Genomic DNA, 19,541 nt, shown 5'->3' on the forward strand with positions numbered 1-19,541 from the left:
CTGAACACCCGATGGGAAGCTCCCGCCAGGTGTTCAGATTTTTATATCTCGAAACAAGCCTCGTCCGTTGATCGCTGGTTGATTTTCAGGCAGGGCAATTCATGGTTTTGCAGCAAAGCTATGCGGCCATAATCCCGCAGCAGTTCCTGGTCGACCAGTTCCACATTACCACCGCTGGTGAGTGTCGATTCGATCAGTCGATCAACCTCATCCTTAATATAAAATGGCTCCTGCCGCGATGGATTGCGCCCCGAAGGATAAAAATCACGATCCACCAGCAGCAAAGCATTACCCATGCGGCATGAGTTCATCTGAACATTTTCCAGTCCGCATACCAGCTTATTTGTATTCCTGGCATTGAACAGTTTCTGCTCAAGGAAAAATTGATAAGTTTTACGCCAATTCCGGATAAAGGGATCCAGTGCCTTACTGATTGAACCTTCCAGGATGGTTTTTTTATAGCTGGTAATATATTTTACGATTTCCACGGCATTTGATGTAACCCGCGAAAACTCTGATAGCAGTTTTTTGGCACCTAAAACAAAAACCGGGAAGGGATTGGATGCCAGCACTACAGACAACCCATAATCAAGTTGTGGAAGAATTGTATTGGGCTGGTCCAGTATCAGCTTCATGATTGCCTGACTGTTTCCATCAAAGATCCTTGCATGGTCTTCCTCCAGGACCAGCACCAGGTATTCCTCCTGTTGGTTTTTATCCAGCACCAGGTCGCGCATGGAAAGGTTTCCTGCCACTTCGATTTTTTCTTTCAGGGAAATATCCAGGTACATCAGTTTTTCGGATTCCGATGAAAGGAAAATCGCAACTGCCTTTTTGTGGGTGTTAAAATTAAGCCTGCTCATCACCTGTTGTAAACGCTGGATAAGCTCCATTGCTGTCTCTGAGGAATACCTTTGCAGAATGGCCGCTTCGGCCTTCGACATCACCTGCTTTAAATGTACTGCCATGTCCTGTTTGTCAGTCATTTTCGGATCGAAAGGGAACAGAACGGCAACTGAGGGAACATCCCTCCGGTAGCTTAAAAGCTTAAGCGATTTTAATGGCAAGGCTGTTATCATAATACCATTGTTACCACATGAATTGAGCCAAAGGGTAATCGGTGGCAGGATAACCCGGAAAATAAATAAAATTAACAGTTGGCCCAGGCATACACCCTGAGGCATGTCATTTTTGTCAATGAGTCTACTCATTGATAATTGGAGAATAAACCGGTAGCTTAACCTGCTCTTGAATTTCTGTAACTAAAATTTCAGCCGAACATGAAACACCAGTTGAAGGAAATTGATTACAGCTTAATGAAAATCAGTTCATCGGCCTTTGGCCAGCAGCAAATGATACCCGCAAGGTACGCATGTGATGGAGCCGATATTAATCCACCGCTTGAGATAGAGGATATACCGGAGGCAGCCGCCTGCCTTGCGATTATTGTGGATGATCCGGATGCGCCCCGGGGTACCTGGGTCCATTGGGTATGCTGGAATATTCCGGTAACCCACCACGTCAAAGAAGATGCATCACCCGGAATACAGGGCCGGAACGATTTCGGAAAACACAGGTACAATGGCCCCTGTCCGCCATCAGGGACACATCATTACCATTTTAAACTCTATGCACTGGATCAACAACTGGATCTTACACCAGGGTCAACAAAATCAGCGCTGGAATCCGCCATGGCCGGACATATTCTTGGTTTTGGCGAACTGATTGGCCAATACAAAAAAAATTGAACACTGTTCACCCGTCGGGTGCCACCCGACGGGTGGGGTTTTTACGAGTATAATTCATCGTAGTATTGCATGGCGAGGCGATCGCTGCCGAATTGCGGAACGATATCCCGCATCCCCTGCTTCATGATCTGCAGCCAGCGGTCCGGGAAATCGTAGAACATGGGGATGATCTCGTTTTCGAGCAGGTCGTACAACTGAGTGGCGTCCTGTTCATCCTGCTGGTGGTCGTGCAGGCAGGTATCACAGGGCGGGATCACAAAACTATTGATCTTATCCCTGGCAAATTCGGGAAACCAGCCATCGGGCAGGCCCACATTTACCGCGCCATTCATTGCGGCAGTCATGCCGCTGGTTCCGGAAGCCTCATGCCTCAGGCGCGGCACATTCAGCCACAAATCGGCTCCTCCTTTCAGCAATTTCGACAATTTCATTTCATACCCAACCAGAATGGCACAATTCGAATAGGATTTACACAGGTGGGCAATCTGGTCAAAAACGCCTATGGACGGGTAATCCAGGGGATAGGGTTTTCCAGCCCAGATGATCTGCACCGGCCGATCTTTACTGGTTACCATTTTCACAAACCGATCCATATCATGGAAGAGAAGTTCGGGGCGCTTATAACCGGTGAATCGTTTTGCAAACACTATTGTCAGCACATCTTCATTGTAAATTTCCCCATTCTGGTCAGACACTTCTTCAAACAGTAACTTTTTACGGTTGTGTTTGTGCTGTCGCAAACCGGCATCATCATCCCGATCCAGCGCAGCATACATATCCTTGTCGGACCAGAAATTAAAATGCTGTGCATTGGTAATGGATTGAATCGGGCAGATATCGCCATGGTCTTTCCACATCCGGATCATTGTCTGCTGGTGAAGTTTTGAAACGCCGTTTGCCTTACCAGCCAGGTGCAATGCCGAAGCGGTATGATCCAGTACATCCCCTTCGGTATGGGTAATGGCTTTTACTTCAGTCAATGGAAGTCCGCTGAAGAAACCCATCTTTTCCAGAAAATGCAGGTCTGATTTTGCATTACCAGCCTCTTCAGGGGTATGGTTCGTGAATACCAGGTGCTTTTTCAATTCAGAAAGGTCCTTATACTTTTTGTAGAGATGGAAGGCAAGCGGTAAAGCATGAGATTCATTGAGGTGATACACATCGGGTTGCCAGTTCAGCAGGTCTAGCAATTTTGCACCACCCTCGCCAAGTAGTACTGCTGCAGCCAGTTTGGCCTCAGGATTTGCGTCGTACAGCCGGTGGCAGGTTGTTTGCGCCAGGTAATCGTTTTCAGGCAAATCCGTACTGAGAAAAAAAACAGGAACGGTATTAAAAACGGAAGGTGGAAGGTAATAGGCTGTAACCCAGACAGGATGCCCCGAAATATGGATAGTGAACCTGATATCAGTAGTTTCCAGGAATCCATAAACCTTCTCCTGGAACAGCACATCCATTGTCTGATCTGACTTGCGAACCTGGTCATAATATCCGTATTTCCAGAGGATACCAATACCCACCATATTCTGCTGAAGGTCGTGGGCACTCTTCATATGTGAACCTGCCAGGTAACCGAGTCCGCCCGCATAGACCTTAAATGATTGATGCATGGCATATTCCATGCAGAAGTACGCAACCCGTTTTGAAAAGGAGGGATTGATGGCGTAAGGATGGCTGAAACTGAATGGCATGGCAATAATTATTATCACTCAAGTTAACTCCTTATCTCAAAAAAAGGTTAACCAGGCTGCGCGAAACAGCCTGGTTTCTTATCATTATAACTTATATATATCCTGTTGAAGGATAAGCGAAAATTTTATCCTTACATTTAAACACTGAAATCCTATTTCAGTTTCAACCTTATCCTTTATACCCGTATGCGGATATACTGCACCGTTAGACAGGAATATTAGAACAGGCCGTATCAAGGAAGAAAAAAGTTAAGGTTGTGTATACATCAGACGAACAGGTTCATCTTGAAAGCTGCAGAGATGAGTTATATAATGATTACATTGATGCACTCAATAGCCAGGTTGATAAAACCCTGCCATTGACAGAGCAGATAGCGCAGCGCTTTATGATCACTGTACAGCATTATAATAAACTGCAATGCTGTACAAAAGATGCGCGCTTCCCCTCCAAAGCAGCGGAAATTTATTATTTCAAACACATCAAGCCGCTTTTCACCTCCAGGCTTGAACTATACACGCTCAAATTCAAGGGATTGCTATTTGCACCTGTTGATCCTGTAGATGCAGTCGATTACTGGCGGGCTGAAGCCGGCAGGCTGGAATTGTTCCGGCAGCAGCATGCTGATTTTATTGACTATTTCGAATCCGGTTATACACATATGGACGACAGTTATTTTGTCAGTTCAAAAATATCAGATGTCCCCACTGCCTGGCGAACAGCTTATGATGTGGAGGATAATTATTCCAGCACACACGACGGACTGGTAGCAGCTATCCTTGCACACCAGCACTACCATCGCTTTGCAAGCCGGCAGCTGGAAATTATTCGAGCCGGTATTACCGAATTAAATGAAACCCGCTAAAAAGGGATGCCCTGGCGCATAAAAAAAGCCCCCGTTTCCGGGGGCTCCTCAATAAAAGCCTAAACCAATATAATCAACTCAACCTTCAAAAAAACTATGCTTCAACCGGGTTACCCTGGTTAACCCACTCGTTCATTCCGGCAGAATAATTCAGGATATTCCTGTAACCGTTCTTCACGAGAAGTGAATAACCAATTGCTGCCCTGTCACCACCCTGGCAATGGATAACAACTTTCTTATCCTTGCTGATCTTGTCCAGGTTATTCAGGATAGTACCCACGAAAACGTTGTCTGCCCCCTTGATATGACCACTCTTGAATTCAGCGGCACCACGAAGGTCCACCACCTGGATTCCGTTGTTCTCATACAGTGACTTGAACTCATCGAGGCCGATCACATTGGCTTTTTCCAGTTGTCCGCCGGCAGAAGTATACACTTCAACAGAAGGAACATATCCGTAGATATTATCCAGGCCAATGCGCATCAGTTTCCTGGTAAGGTCATCCAGTTGTGATTCGTCTGCCAGCAGGATAAACGGCTCTTCATAAGTCAGATACCATCCTGCCCAGGTAGCAAAGGAATTATTACCCTGGATATTGATGCTTCCGGGAATGAATCCGGCAGCAAAATCAGTCTTATTGCGGGTGTCAATCACCTTATAACCTTTATCCATAGCCGCTTTCAGTTCTTCAGCACTGAGTTGCTTCAGTTTCGGCACCTCAGTCAGCAGGGGACGGTCAACTTTGTTAAGTTTTTTCATCATCGCGAAATACTTTGGTGGCTCCGGCTGATCTGCCAGCAGGTATTTCACAAAGCCCTCTTCATTGTTATTATAACGGAAAGCCCAGTTCCTTGCCTTTTCATAACCTACAGTGGTACTTGGAACAGCACCGAGCGCTTTACCACAGGCAGAACCAGCACCGTGCCCAGGCCATACCTGGATGAAGTCAGACAGTTCGTTGAACCTGCGGATAGACTCATACATCTGGTGCGCGCCTTTGTCCTGGGTTCCTTTCATACCGGCTGCTTTTTCCAGCAGGTCAGGACGACCGATATCACCAACGAATACAAAGTCACCGGTAAACAGCATCACAGGCTCATCGCTGGCAGGAGTATCGGTCAGCAGGAAGCTGATACTTTCAGGAGTATGACCCGGAGTATGCATTACTTCGATCTTCAGGTTACCCACCATTACCACGCTGCCATTTTTCAGTCCAACGTGAGGGAACTCATATTCCCAGCCTTCACCGCCTTCATCAGAGAGGTACATTTCTGCACCGGTCAGTGCAGCAAGTTCCCTTGATCCTGCCAGGAAGTCGGCATGGATATGGGTTTCGAAAATATGCGTAATCTTCATGTTGTTTTGCTTAGCTATTTCAAGATAAGTATCAACATCACGCTTGGGGTCAATAACTGCGGCTACTCCCGCTTTCTGACATCCGATGAAATAGCTAGCCTGTGCAAGGCTTTTGTCGTAAATGTGTTGGAAAAACATATGGCTTTATTTTTTAAGTTTTATTTTGATTGTTTGTTTACAGTTTTATTAATGGCCGCCACCTCCGGGAAAGAACAGTTCTTTCACGATAATATAAATACCCATCACCAGGACAAACCAGCCAAATCCTTTTTTGAGGCTGTCGGCACTTACTTTCTTGCTCAGTCTGTTACCCAGGAAAATACCAACAATTGCCAGAGCGGTAACGCTCAATAACAAAGTCCAATCCATTGTTTGTTTGCCAAGGTCGCCTGTAAATCCGATCAGTGATTTGGCTGCAATGATCAGCAGGGAAGTTCCAACCGCCTGCTTCATGGGAAGTTTGCTGAACAATACCAGGGCCGGAATGATCAGGAATCCGCCACCAGCTCCCACCAGGCCGGTCAGCACACCCACTACCGCACCTTCCAGCAGGATCATGGGGTAATTGAATTTTTGCTCGCCCGCAGGTTCATCAGCTGCTTCCTTCTTTTTATCCCTGATCATGGATACTGAAGCAAACACCATCAGGATTGCAAACAGGATCATCATCAGGAGTGCTTTGGAAACCTGGAAATCGCCGATGCTGAATACATGTGCAGGAATCGCAGGTACGATGAAAGCACGGGTTAAATAAACAGCTATGATGGAAGGAATACCAAAGATAATTGCGGTTTTCAGGTTTACCTCTCCGCCTTTGTACTTAGGCATAGTTCCCACCAGGCTGGTTGAACCAACGATAAATAAGGAATATGCTGTAGCGAGAACAGGATCAACTCCAAAAAGGTAAACCAGAACCGGTACCGTCAGGATTGAACCACCGCCTCCGATAAGGCCAAGCGAAACACCAATTACAAGGGATGCCAGATAACCTATTATTTCCATACTTTTTTATTTGAACACAAAGGTGAAAACTTCCAAATAGATTATCTGTGATAGCAGTCACTTAAGTCAATCCCTTATCCACTCAAAGGAGTTCCGGTGGATAATAATCCATCCGTTCTTTTCCATTTTCTTCATCAGCCTGCTGATTACCTCGCGGGAAGAGTTCAGGTCTGATGCTATTTCCTGGTGTGTAAGTTTGACCTGGCGGCCGAATTGTTTCACCTGGCGTTTGAGGTAGAACTCAAGCCTTTCATCCATATTTTTAAACGCGATCTCGTTGACGGTTTTTAACAATTCATCATACCGGGAACGATAGGTTTTAATTACGAAATAGTGCCAGCTCTTGTATTGGCTCAACCATTTGTCCATGTATTGCAGTGGTATATTCAGGACAGTTACATCGGTAAGTGCCCTTGCCATCACCTGGCTTTTTTCCTGCTGGAAAGTACATACCATGGATACGGCACAAGCCTGCCCTGGTTGTATGTTATAAATGAAGAATTCATTACCCTCATCATCTTCCTGGTAGAGTTTCACCACCCCTTCCAGCACCAGCATGGTGGAACGGATATTCTGGCCTATGCGCAACATTGTTGAGCCTGCGCGGTATTCCTTGATCTCACCATACATCATTAACTCATCGTATAGGCCCTGTTCCAGGTTTGGAAACAGCTCCTGAATTTGCTTTTCTTCAATCATATTTTTCCGTTGAGCTGGTAACAAATTAAAATAAACCCCGATAGGGATAGGAAGTAAACAAATTTAATTTACATAGGACAGACTTATGTGATAAATGTCACACCCTCATGGTGCTTTCCTGCTGAAAATCACTATAAACCCTTGTTTACCCGGGGTATTAACATTATTGGAGGTGAATTGTTGATGCCGGCCAGCATGGCATCCTTTCCGTTTATTCTGACAGACTGCAGACTCCTTACATCACCTCGTAGTTTCAGGCCACTGAGATTTTGCGGAAGATACACAAAGCGGTTATTCCCTTCATTTATGAGGGCGATACCATGATTAGCTCCATATTTACCCCATTTAATTCTGCTCCAGCTATTTCCGCCAGCCAGCACAATATCAGGCTTTCCATCGGCATTCAGATCTGAAAGCCCAATCGCATATACGGGCCCATACTGTGCCTGGTAAGGCAGATCGAGCCGCCTGAATCCTTCCCTGCCAATATTCTCCAGATAAATGGTTTCCATGTTGGATGCCTTTAGTTCCAGGGCGTTTTTCAGGGTATCTGCACTGAACATAGTTGGCAATGTAGCAGCAGCATACTCTTTATAGTTTAGGTATTTTTTTTTGATAAGGGGCAATTGGTCCGCAAGATCATCCCTCGAAGCCGCTGGATAGGATACGCCTTTAATAAAGTAACACATGATCGGGTCGATGGTACCATTGCCATCAAAATCCTTGCAGGTCATGGTTACCGGTTCCTTCACGCTTGCCTTGAACTGGGTATTAAGTCCGTAATTACCCAGTATCAGATCCTGGTCTCCATCCCCATCCATATCAGCGGACTTAATGGTATTCCACCATCCATTGGATTCGAATGAAATGTATTTTACAGAAGCATCGTTCAGGGTTCCCTTATTGTTTTCAAAAACCTTTACAGGCATCCATTCTCCTGCTACTATCAGCTCAGGTAAGTTGTCTGCGTTCAGGTCAACCCAGGCAGCAGAAGTTATCATTCCTGGCGCCATCAAACCAGTTCCGTGTTCCTTTGTAACATCCCTGAAATTTCCCTTCCCGTCATTCTGTAATACATAACTGCGGGGGCTGATGGGGTAACGGCCAGGTACAATTCTGCCGCCTGCAAACAGATCCGTATCTCCATCGCCATCGAAATCGGCCCCACATACTGTTCCTGTGCTGGTGATCATTTCAGGTAAGGCATTCCTGTTACGCTTAAAATTACCCCGGCCATCATTCATATATAACCTATCCTGAAGGGCCGGGTCATTTTCAGTAAACTCATATCCTCCGGAACCTACGTACAGGTCAGGAAAACCATCATTGTTGATATCAGTAAATAGGGCTGCCACATCTTCGCTGGCGGCATCCGAAATAAAATCAGGGGTATTCCTTAATGTGAAGCTGCCACCCGCTTGCTGCAGATACAGTTTACCGGCCTGATTGGCAGCCCCCCCCATAAAATAATCATCAAGGCCGTCCTTATTGACATCAGCCACGGCAATGCAGGGACCCTGCCGGCTGTAATATGAAGGCAATAATCTTTGAATGGTAAAATCATTGAATGGATTTTCCTCATGTTTTGAATTGGAAAGTGTATCGAATTGGAAATAACCTTCGCCGGAAATGAGCCGTGCCATAGTGTCACCAGAGGGTAAATAATCGATTTTAAGAGTTGAGTTGATGGCAACCGAAGTGATTTTTTGTATTTTCCCATCAGGCCAGTTTACCATAACCGAATCAATTCCGGCAAGTGTTCCCAAACCAAAAACCAGGGTTGGATCAACCGAACTCTGGAACCCCCTTACCGGAAACTGTTCCTGGTAAAAGAGATGTTTGCCGGAATAGAGCTTAATCCTTGTACCAATACCATTTTTGTTGCCGGATGCCCCCTTTAACTGCACCCGAAGGTAATTGGTCTTCTTCAGAGACTCATTGTTATTACGATACACGCCGGCGTAATCGTTGGAGTTGTTTACTACAAGATCGAGGTCACCGTCATTGTCAAGATCCGCATATGCCGCACCTGCCGATACAACCGGCTGGCTGATCCCCCAGCTTTCTGTATGATTGGTGAATGTTTCATTGCCATTGTTCCTGAACACATAGTTGCTAATTTTATTATCAGGCATGTTCTTCAGGATCTCTTTAGTGGCAACCTGCTGATGAGCGCTTTTCGCCATGATTGCCTTGTTCATAGTGTACTGGATAAAGTCCATGTCAGTATAATCCTTGACATAGCCGTTGGTAACAAAAAGATCCTTGTTCCCGTCGTTATCAAAATCCGCGAAAAGGGAAGCCCAGCTCCAGTCAGTATTTGAGATGCCCGCTAACTGGCCAACTTCGCAGAAAGTGCCATCCCCGTTGTTTTTCTGCAGCATATTCCTGCTGTACTGGTAATAGAAACCTTTCCCGAAAAGGTATTGAAATTTATCAAAGTTTTCTGCACCGCTGTGCATCTTCTGGGTATGGTTATCCTCCGGCAGCATATCCAACGTTACTATATCGGTGAGGCCGTCGTTGTTAAAATCTGCCGCATCAGATCCCATGGAATAAAGTGATACATAGTCGAAATGACCGGACAGGGATTCTTTAAATGTGCCATCGGCCTGGTTCACAAAAAAATAATCGTGTTCGTTAAAATCATTCGACAAATAAATGTCGGGCCAGCCATCGTTATTAAAATCTGTAACAGTGATCCCCAGTCCGAAAGAAAATACATTGGATACAATACCTGCCTGATTGCTGACATCAGTAAATCTGCCATTGTTGTTTTGGTAGAGTTTGCTGGCAAAATCAGGATTTGATTTATTGCGCAGTTCGGCATTTTCCTGGGCACCCGTGGTAAATTGCTGCAGTGAATGATTGATTACAAAACAGTCCAGGTCGCCGTCACGGTCATAGTCGAAAAAAGATGCCTGGGTGGAGTAACCCTGGTCGGCGAGGCCGTATGCTTCAGCTTTTTCAGAAAAACTCAGATCGCCGTTATTGATAAACAGCAGGTTTTTCCGCTTCTCCGGAATGCCGTCTGCACTACGACAGATATAGATATCCAGGAGTCCGTCATCATTGATATCCACCATGGAGGCTCCGGTGCACCAACCCTGCTTGTCAGCCACGCCACTCTGAGCGGTTATGTCCTCAAATTTGAAATCGCCTTTATTCAGGAAAAGCCTGTTCTTAACCATATTGCCGGTGAACAATATATCAGGCAAGCCATCATTGTTGATATCGCCGGTCGCAACCCCGCCACCGTTATAGAAATAGGTATAATTAAGGACATTGAACTCATCTGTTTCTTCCACCAGGTTTCTGAAGTTTATGCCTGTTCGGCCCGCCTCCAGCATGGAGAATTGTTTTGATCTGTCTTCCTTACAGGAAAGAATACCAACAGAAATGACCAGGAGAATCAGAATAAGCCGCATATGGAAGCATTTGAATAATCAGTTGAATAAAGTAACATTTTTTAAAAGAAAAACACCGCAGTTGCGGTGTTTTTCCATTGTATTAATTTTTGTCCCACCACAATTTCGTGTTAGGTTTATCTGGCCCTCCCAGCAACTGTACCGCTGCTTCAACAGCCGCTCCGTTCGTTCTCTTTTCAAGATCAATGAAAGGAAGGCGCCTGATCCTGGTACCCACAGGAAGGTCAGGGTTATCACTATTCACAAGCGGGTATTGCTGCAGCACGCCCATCCTTCTGAGATCCGCCCAGGCTTCAAATCCATCAGGGAACAGTGCCAGCCATTTCTGTTGTGCGATCTGCTTTATCTGCATGGCAGGATCTGCATCAAACTTAACCGGGTAATTGTTAACAGCAGGCGAGGCCATGGCATCAGCAGGAGCCACCGGAGTATTGTTACTGTTAATATAGGCGGTAATGGCAGCGGCATCTGTAACACCCCATTGGTTCATGGATGCTTCGATTCCCTTCTCATAAAGTTCCTTTGCTGTTCCATTCATATTCCAGCCAAGCAATGCTCCTTCAGCCCTAAGGAAATATGCTTCGGCTGAATGCATGATATTTCTCGGAGTGCTCAGGTTGTTATTCCAGCTTGCGCCGCCGCCGGTTACCCAACGGGTACCAACATTGGAATTATTGTCATTGGAATTCAGTGCATCCCCAAGCTGGGTGGGACTCAATCCGTTTCTCAATCCTTCATATGTTCCTGTAGAGGATGCCGGCTGGAAATACACACCAATACGGGGATCTTCATAACCTTTCAGTACAGATTCCATGGTGGCGCTCATCCGGAATTCGTTCCATCCTGCAATACCGGCCAATCCGTTGGCATCATTTCCGGCAGGTGTTGCAACCATATACGCATCGTCACTGGTAGCAGTCATCACACCGCTTGCGACCGCTGCTTCAGCTTCAGCTTTCGCTCTTGCAGGATCCGCTTTTGAAACCCGCAGTGCAAGGCGAAGTTTAAGTGTATTGGCAAATTTGAGCCACTTTGCCACATTCCCCGAATAGATCAGATCGAAATTGCCATAAGGCGTAGCTGATGTATTTGATTTCAATACGTCTATGGAAGCATTCAGCCTTTTAAAGAAATCATCATAGATCTTATCCTGTGCATCATACGGGATAGTGTTCAATGGCTCGCCGGCCTGGAAATAGGGAATCGGTCCATAATAATCTGTGATGCGGTGAAAAGACCAGACCCACCAAATGTTTGCCAATGCGTTCTCTGCAGAAGCGGCATCGGTTTCTTTCAACAGAGTCCTCAACTGGGGCACCACTTCCGTATACTGGGGCAGCCAGTGGCCGGGAAGCCAGTCGGAAACAATTGTGTACCGATCGCTGGGGAAATAAGTCGCAGAGGTTGCGTAATACTGCGCATACAGGTCAGCAAACAGGTTCTGGGCAATCTGGTAGTCAGCATACTTATAGGATGCAGCAGATTGTGCTTTTGAGAAAAGAAAAGGATATTCGGAAGCCCCCAATGTGGTCAGTTTGGTTTTATCCGTGTTCAGTTCTTCGAACTTTTTGGTACAGCCGGACAGGTAAACAGAACCTGCCAGGATAAGTCCGGCTATTAATTTATTTCTCATAATATCTTTTTAACTGATTTTAGAATGATAATTTCAGGTTTACTCCGATGCTTCTGGTAGAAGGCATATTACCATATTCAACACCCTGAAAGTTTGATGCGCCAAGGCTAAGTTCAGGATCGAAATTCATCTTGCGTTTATCCATTCCCGGTACTTCAAGGATGGAACTACCCCTGTACAGGAAGAACAGGTTTCTTCCAACCAGTGAAAGCTTCGCGCTCTTTACAAACTTGATTGGGAAATTGTCAAACTGGTAACCAATGCTCAATTCGCGTATACGAACGTTGGTAGCATCATAGGTAAAGAATTCACCCCATGAATAACGTCCTCCGGAAACGGTTGTCCAGAATGTTTCCGCATTGATTGCCGCGCTGTTTTTAGAGCCGTCGGCCTGCACTGCATCAAGCACCAGATTTCCGTCCCTGTAGGACTGGGTGTATTCCGCAGTTCCGTCGAATGCAAAGTTTGCATCTGTACCTGAAGTCACCACGCCGCCGAAACGGCCATCAATCAATGCTGAAGCAACCCAATTACCATAGGAGACGGTGTTGCCAAAACCCAGGTTGAATTTAGGGTTGAAGTTTCCTACATACTTGGTACTGGAAGTTCTGACCGGTTTGCCTGAATTATCAACAATATATTTTCCGTCTTTAGTTTCCCAGCCGTATGCATAGAGGTCACCATAAGAACCGCCCACTGTTACAGCTACGTTAGCAGTCCTTCCATATGCACCACCAATAAATGCTGTTGTGAGGTCAGGGCTGAGTTCAATGATCTTGTTCCTGTTGGCCGACATATTCAGAAACATATCCCAGGAAAACTTTCCTGAACGAACCGGCTTACCGGTAATGCTGGCTTCAAAACCCTGGTTTTCGATGTTACCGGCATTGATATACTGGAACTCAAATCCGGATGCCGGTGCAAGTCCGAGTCGCAGTAACTGGTTTTTTGAATTGGTTTTGTAGTAGGTAAAGTCAAGTCCCAGCCTGTTATTGAAGAAACGCCACTCTGTACCAATCTCCAAAGCCGTAGTCAATTCGGGCTTCAGGTTAGAAATAGCTTTGGTCCTGTCCTGGCTGATAAAACCACCGGTTCCACCCTGGCTGAAACTATAGGTCTGGGCAAGCAGGTAAGCAGGCGCATCGTTACCAACCCTGGTGTAAGAGGCCCTTACTTTAGCAAAGGTAACAGCGGCGGGCATATTCATCATTTCAGACAGCAATGCAGTTACACCAAAAGACGGATAAAAATAACTGTGAGGTGTTGGAAGCGTTGATGACCAGTCGTTACGGGCGGTAACATCCAAAAACAGGTAATCCCTGAATGTCAACTGTGTGGTACCATAAACGGATTGAAGTTCTGACTGAACATTTGCCGTTTGCGTGGAAAGTTGTGAGGCAAATGACAGATCATACCTGTTGGGAACCAGCAAACCATTCGCATTGGTAAAAGAAGTGTTCAGCTTTCTCTTAAGCACAGATGTACCCAGGTTGTAATTGATGGAAAAGTCAGAAGATATCTTGTTGTTACCGGTCAGTAAAAGATCCATGTTCTGCTCAGACACCCTGATATTACCTACTGACAGGGAACCGCCGGGCTTGGCAAACAACAAGGTGTTATTGGCAAATTTGTCAATGATATTGTCATCATACCTGTCATAGCTCACCCTTCCCTGTAAACTCAACCAATTGGTCAATTCGTATTTCATTGAAACCAATCCGTTGATCCTGTTCCGGACTTCATCACGGTGTGTGTTTTTTACAGTCCAGTAAGGGTTCATGTAAATGGAAGAGGTGGTCCAGTAATTCTGTGTTTCAATACCGGAAGCATTCACACTGCTGTAATTTTTTACATCATCGAGACTAACGTTGCGAGGCATTTTATACAGGTTCATCATTACTGAACTTTCTTCACCCAGCCTGGGTTTGTTATACAGGTTCTGAACCATGTAGGTGGCTTTTGCATCTGCAGACAACTTGCTGCTCAGCTTTGCGTTCATCCTGAAATTGATGGTATGTCTGTTCAGATGGTTGTCCGGAATGATACCATCCACATAATTGTTTGAGTAGGAGAAATAAGACTGGACTTTATCGAATCCTCCATTAATCGAAATGGAGTTGTTGATGTTTTTACCGGTTCGGAAAAAATCCTTGATATTATCAGGCTGTGCGCTGAGCGCTGTTTGTTTTCCGGTCCAGTCAGTCACCTGCTGACCAGTCATCTTTTCACCCCAGCTCTGACCTGCATTGGCGGTAAAGTTACCGCCATTACCCTGTGAATACTGGTTTTGGAATTCAGGAAGCAGCATAGGTTTTTCGATTGCGATACCGGAGTTAACATCCACGCCCAGTTTCCCGGAACGTCCCTTTTTGGTAGTGATCATGATCACACCATTCGCAGCACGGCTACCATATAAAGCAGAAGCTGCAGCACCCTTCAATACGTTGATGGACTCAATGTCATCGGGGTTGATGTTGGCGGCACCATCGCTGCCATTCTGGCCACCAAAATCATTATCCACCTGGCCGCTGGGTGTGGAGTTATCAATGGCCACCCCGTCCACTACGATAAGGGCATTGTTATTGCCCTGGATGGATCTGTTTCCGCGGAGAACAATCCTTGTTGCGCCACCGGGTCCTGAAGCGGACTGGTTCACAACAAGGCCTGCCACCTTACCGGAAAGGGTGTTGGCGAAGTTCGCATCGCGCACTTCGTTGATCTTATCGCCACTCACTTTCTGAGTGGCATAGGTGAGGGATTTTACCTGGCGCTGTATTCCCAGGGCAGTCACAACCACTTCTCCCAGATCACCTTCAGACTTCTGCATTACAATAGAAGCCTCCTGAGCATTTTCTGCTACAGTGAACTCTATGGTCTGAAATCCAACTGATGACACCACAAGGGTAACAGTTCCTGCTGGTACAGTCATTTCAAAAGAACCGGCGTTGTTGGTGGCAGTACCTCCGGCTTGCCCCTTTACAATCACAGAGGCCCCGGCAACGGGCTCATTGTTTGCACCAGTCACCTTTCCCCGGATCATCCTGGATTGGGCCTGGGTTAGCAATGTCAGCATCATCAATAGATGCAAAACAATTAAGCGCTTTAAATTTCGCATGGCAGTTTGTTATTTTAGTTCAATAATTATACGGCAGACAATATTTCAAGCCACTGATTTACCATCTGTTTCCACTAATGTAGTCGAAAGGGTATTATAAAATATCAGCATAACGGACTATAACGTTGTAGTAATTTTTTCAGTTTGCATTGCAGCCATGTGCTGTATTATTTCAATTAATTTATGCTTTCATATTCAACTGTAAAACGTTAAAAGCATGTCCCACAGCAGTTCTCATCGTATTCGATCAATTGATTATCTACGCGGACTTACCATCTGTTTCATGATTATTGTCAGCATGCCCGGCAATTATGAAACAACATTTGCAGCACTAAAACACGCAGTCTGGCATGGTTTCACTCCCACTGACCTGGTATTCCCGGGCTTTATTTTTGTATCAGGAAGTGCCCTGTATATCGGCAGTAAAAAGAAACAACCGTGCGGACAGGATTTCCTGTTGAAGACATTCAAAAGAGCCTCAGTGATCTTTCTCCTGGGAGTCGGCCTTTACTGGTTTCCCTTTTTCAGAATAACAGACGGATCGCTTCATTTATCAACTTTCACCAACATCAGGATCATGGGCGTCCTTCAACGAATCGCCATTTGCTATTTTCTCACATCCATACTGATACGTTACATTTCTGCCACCAGGTTGGTCTGGCTCAGTGCAATTTTATTGTTGAGCTACTGGTCACTTCTTTACATGCTGCCGCATGGAAATGACCCGCTGGCGATCCGTGAAAATGCCGTACTGAACATGGATCTTGCCATCCTTGGTCCCAATCACTTATACCAGGGCGAAGGCTTCCCTTTTGACCCGGAAGGATTGCTGAGTACCCTGCCTGCTATTGTAAATTGTATCGCCGGATACCTGTCTCTCAAATTCCTGGGCGATCGTCAATATTCACTGGAAAGCATATTGCAGGTGCTGCTGGCAGGATGCACGCTGCTGTTCCTGGCATATATGTGGAGTTATATTCTTCCATTCAACAAAAAACTCTGGACAAGCAGTTTTGCATTACTCACCATTTCACTTGACCTGGTCATCCTGGCAGCACTGGTGTATTTTCTGGAAACAAGGAAAATGAACCTGGGGTCGGATTTTTTTGCTGTATTCGGGAAAAACCCTTTGCTCATCTACCTTTTTTTCGAAATGACAGGAACCGTATTATACCTGACACCTGTAAAGAATTCAAATGCTTACCGCTGGACTTATGATACTTTTTTTTCACGCATTGGCGGGTATGCAGGGTCATTATTTTTTGCGATCAGTTTCATGCTCATTTGCTGGCTGGTGGCAAAATTTCTTGACCGGCGGAAAATATACCTGCGTGTATAGGAGGAGCCCAACCCGGATGCCTGCGGATATTATGTAAAACGTTTTACTACACAATTGCATACTTTAATCTGTACTTTCAAACAAATCAAAAAATCATGTCCAAGGATATTACAAGGCGGTCTTTTATCCGTAATACCGCCATGGGAACGGCTGCTGCCACTTTTCTGCAATTTCCTGCACACCTCATTGCTTCGGAAAAAAACACCCGGGTTAGGATGGGCTTTATCGGCGTTGGCTCCAGAGGCAGGTTGCATATGGAAGAAATGCTTAAAAGAAAGGATGTGGACATTATTGCTGTAGCAGATCCGAATTCTTCCAGCAGCGGAAAAGCGCTGGACCTGGTAAGGAGATATGGCAGGACGGAGCCCATCGTCTTCGGAAACGGCAATAACGATTACAAAAACCTGCTGAAAAGAGAAGATATAGATGCAGTGATAATAGCATCACCCTGGGAATGGCACCTGCCCCAGAGCATATTTGCCATGGAATCGGGAAAAGCAGTGGGACTGGAAGTAGCCGGTGCCATCAAACTGCAGGATTGCTGGGACTTTGTCAATACCTACGAAAAAACAAAATCACCCATCATGATACTCGAAAACGTCTGTTACAGGCGTGATATCATGGCCGTACTGAATATGGTCCAGCAAAACAGGTTCGGTGAATTACTGCACCTGCAGGGCGGTTACCAGCACGACCTGAGGGCACAGCTATTCAACACCTCACCCGAGTGCTGCAAGGGCGTGGAATTTGGTGAAAAAGGAATCGGCTCGTCCAGGTGGCGCACTGAGTACTACCATAAGGTAAACGCGGAGATTTATCCCACCCATCAGTTGGGGCCCATCGCCGTGATGACAGATATCAACCGCGGTAACAGGCTGACCAGCCTTACCAGTATGGCCACCAAGGCAAGGGGAATGAACCGGTATGTGGCCAATAATCCGGATGGCGGACCAAATCATCCCAACGCGAAGCTCAAATTCAAATTGGGCGATATTGTTACCACTTCCCTCCAGACGGAAAATGGTGAAACCATTGTTTTAACCCACGACACCAACTCCCCCCGGCCCTATAACCTGGGCTTTAAGGTACAGGGCACCAACGGGCTCTGGCAGGAGTTCAGTGAGGGGCAGCCTGACCAGGGCATGATTTATTTTGAAGACAGGAGTCCTGCCCATACCTGGGAAAATCCCAAAAAATATCTGGAGGAATATGACCACCCGCTTTGGAAACAGTTTTCAAAAGAAGCGGAAGGCTCAGGACATGGTGGCATGGACTTCTTTGTCGACAATGCCTTTATCGAATGTATCAAACGTAAGATTGATTTCCCGCTGGATGTATATGACCTGGCGACCTGGAGAAGCATCACGCCATTGAGTGCAGCCTCCATTGCAGCAGGTGGTCAACTGGTCAAAGTGCCCGATTTTTCGCGGGGAAAATGGAAAACGAGAAAACCGTTTTCACAGGTGTTTTCCTTTGCAAGCAAGCAGTAAGCAGTAGTTTTGATTTACAAGTAGTAAGTTATGGTATGTCTATACCGTAACTTTTTTTTATCCCTTTTCACAGTGGATATAAAACTAAACGATCATGTAACTTCATGTTATGGAAAAAAAGCCCGTCACCATAAAGGAAATCGCAAAGCGACTGAACATTTCCGTTTCAGCAGTATCCAAAGCCCTTCATGATGACCAGAGTATCGGATTGCGAACCAAAATGCGGGTGAGGGCGATGGCGGAAGAACTTAACTACGAACCCAACCAGACAGCCATATTCCTGCAAAAAGGCAGGACCAACACTATCGGGGTAATTGTACCCAGCCTGGTAGAATCATTTTTTCCGCAGGTGATCAGCGGCATTGAGGAAGTGGCCAACAAACATAATTATGTTGTATTGCTGGGGCAATCCATGGAAGATCCCGAAAGAGAACAAATGCTTTTGGAAACAATGAAAAAACACCGGGTGGATGGCATTCTGATTTCCATTTCAAAAAACACTTTCCAATACGACCATCTGAAGAAAATTAAAGAAACAATTCCGCTCGTTTTCTTTGACCGAATCCCGGACATGAAAGAAATTCATTATGTTGCCTGCAACCTCGTATCCGGAACAGTGCAGGCCATGAATTATCTCCTGCAGCAAAAACACAGGATTATCGGGATGGTCAACGGTCCTGAAAAACTTTTCTCCAGTAAGGAGCGACTGGAAGGCTTCCGCCAGGCACTCAGTAAAAACAGGCTTAAATACGATCCTTCGCTGGTGGTGAACTCAGACCTGTCAAAAGAAAGCGTGATACAGGCAGTGAAAGAATTACTGTCCAGCAAAAGAAAGCCAACTGCCCTGGTGGCTTTTCACGACAATGCCGCCATTGACATCATTGAATACCTGAAATCGATAAAGAAAGATAAAACCATTCCGGTTGTCAGTTTTGCCAACCTGCCTATGAGTTCCCACACCGTTTTCAAGCCCGCAGCGTCCCTTGAACAGTATCCCTACCTGCAGGGACAAAAGGCAATGGAGGTGCTCATCGATGTCATGAATAACAAGAGCACCAACGCGGCTGCCAACTCCGCTTTTTATAAAGTAATACTGGACTCAAGGCTCGTGATATTAAAATAGTAAAACGTTATATTAATATCCGAGGCTGTTAGTTTAATAAATTCAATGCTGAACGG

13 protein-coding genes are annotated in these 19,541 nt (G+C 45.8%); 5 read left to right on the plus strand and 8 right to left on the minus strand.

Annotated elements, in window-relative coordinates; all coding sequences use genetic code 11:
• Positions 1–41: 41 nt before the first annotated feature.
• Positions 42–1,079, minus strand: a complete 1,038-nt coding sequence (locus tag BC349_RS10890; protein WP_187256748.1) for a hypothetical protein — start codon at positions 1,077–1,079, stop codon at positions 42–44.
• Between the two features lie 201 nt (positions 1,080–1,280).
• Between BC349_RS10890 and BC349_RS10895 the strand changes: the two genes are divergently transcribed.
• Entirely contained in the window at positions 1,281–1,748 is a 468-nt protein-coding gene (locus tag BC349_RS10895) for a YbhB/YbcL family Raf kinase inhibitor-like protein (protein WP_187256749.1), read from the plus strand.
• A 41-nt stretch (positions 1,749–1,789) separates the two neighbouring features.
• Here the strand turns inward: BC349_RS10895 and glgP are convergent, their stop codons facing one another.
• Positions 1,790–3,436, minus strand: coding sequence for an alpha-glucan family phosphorylase (gene glgP / locus BC349_RS10900; protein WP_187256750.1), 1,647 nt, complete (start codon positions 3,434–3,436; stop codon positions 1,790–1,792).
• Positions 3,437–3,693: 257 nt separating this feature from the next.
• On the opposite strand from glgP, the gene BC349_RS10905 reads away from it, so the two are divergent.
• Positions 3,694–4,299: an RteC domain-containing protein gene (locus BC349_RS10905; protein WP_187256751.1), complete on the plus strand. Its 606-nt coding sequence runs from the start codon at positions 3,694–3,696 to the stop codon at positions 4,297–4,299.
• 94 nt (positions 4,300–4,393) lie between these two features.
• On the opposite strand, the gene BC349_RS10910 is transcribed toward BC349_RS10905, so the two are convergent.
• The 6 genes from BC349_RS10910 to BC349_RS10935 all read right to left on the minus strand — a co-directional run bounded on the left by BC349_RS10910 (position 4,394) and on the right by BC349_RS10935 (position 15,533).
• Entirely contained in the window at positions 4,394–5,794 is a 1,401-nt protein-coding gene (locus BC349_RS10910; RefSeq protein ID WP_187256752.1) for an MBL fold metallo-hydrolase, read from the minus strand.
• A gap of 48 nt (positions 5,795–5,842) precedes the next feature.
• The gene (locus BC349_RS10915) at positions 5,843–6,658 is read right to left on the minus strand and encodes a sulfite exporter TauE/SafE family protein (RefSeq protein WP_187256753.1); all 816 of its coding nucleotides are present in this window, start codon (positions 6,656–6,658) and stop codon (positions 5,843–5,845) included.
• A 66-nt stretch (positions 6,659–6,724) separates the two neighbouring features.
• Complete coding sequence (locus BC349_RS10920; protein ID WP_222840145.1) at positions 6,725–7,357, minus strand: Crp/Fnr family transcriptional regulator; 633 nt, start codon at positions 7,355–7,357, stop codon at positions 6,725–6,727.
• 131 nt (positions 7,358–7,488) lie between these two features.
• On the minus strand, positions 7,489–10,785 hold the full coding sequence (locus tag BC349_RS10925; protein ID WP_187256754.1) for a VCBS repeat-containing protein: 3,297 nt from the start codon (positions 10,783–10,785) through the stop codon (positions 7,489–7,491).
• An 82-nt stretch (positions 10,786–10,867) separates the two neighbouring features.
• Positions 10,868–12,418, minus strand: coding sequence for a SusD/RagB family nutrient-binding outer membrane lipoprotein (locus BC349_RS10930; protein ID WP_187256755.1), 1,551 nt, complete (start codon positions 12,416–12,418; stop codon positions 10,868–10,870).
• A gap of 19 nt (positions 12,419–12,437) precedes the next feature.
• Positions 12,438–15,533: a SusC/RagA family TonB-linked outer membrane protein gene (locus tag BC349_RS10935; RefSeq protein WP_187256756.1), complete on the minus strand. Its 3,096-nt coding sequence runs from the start codon at positions 15,531–15,533 to the stop codon at positions 12,438–12,440.
• Positions 15,534–15,816: 283 nt separating this feature from the next.
• Here BC349_RS10935 and BC349_RS10940 point away from each other — a divergent pair, with 283 nt between their 5' ends.
• The 3 genes from BC349_RS10940 (at position 15,817) to BC349_RS10950 (ending at position 19,485) form a co-directional block, all read left to right on the plus strand.
• Complete coding sequence (locus BC349_RS10940; RefSeq protein ID WP_246456895.1) at positions 15,817–16,872, plus strand: acyltransferase family protein; 1,056 nt, start codon at positions 15,817–15,819, stop codon at positions 16,870–16,872.
• Between the two features lie 95 nt (positions 16,873–16,967).
• Positions 16,968–18,362, plus strand: a complete 1,395-nt coding sequence (locus tag BC349_RS10945; RefSeq protein ID WP_187256758.1) for a Gfo/Idh/MocA family protein — start codon at positions 16,968–16,970, stop codon at positions 18,360–18,362.
• A gap of 109 nt (positions 18,363–18,471) precedes the next feature.
• Positions 18,472–19,485 carry a LacI family DNA-binding transcriptional regulator gene (locus tag BC349_RS10950; RefSeq protein WP_187256759.1) on the plus strand — a complete coding sequence of 338 codons (1,014 nt, stop codon included), beginning with the start codon at positions 18,472–18,474 and terminating at the stop codon, positions 19,483–19,485.
• Positions 19,486–19,541 lie beyond the last annotated feature (56 nt).

The organism is Flavihumibacter stibioxidans, from assembly GCF_014332695.1.
Classification (GTDB): Bacteria; Bacteroidota; Bacteroidia; order Chitinophagales; family Chitinophagaceae; genus Flavihumibacter; species Flavihumibacter stibioxidans.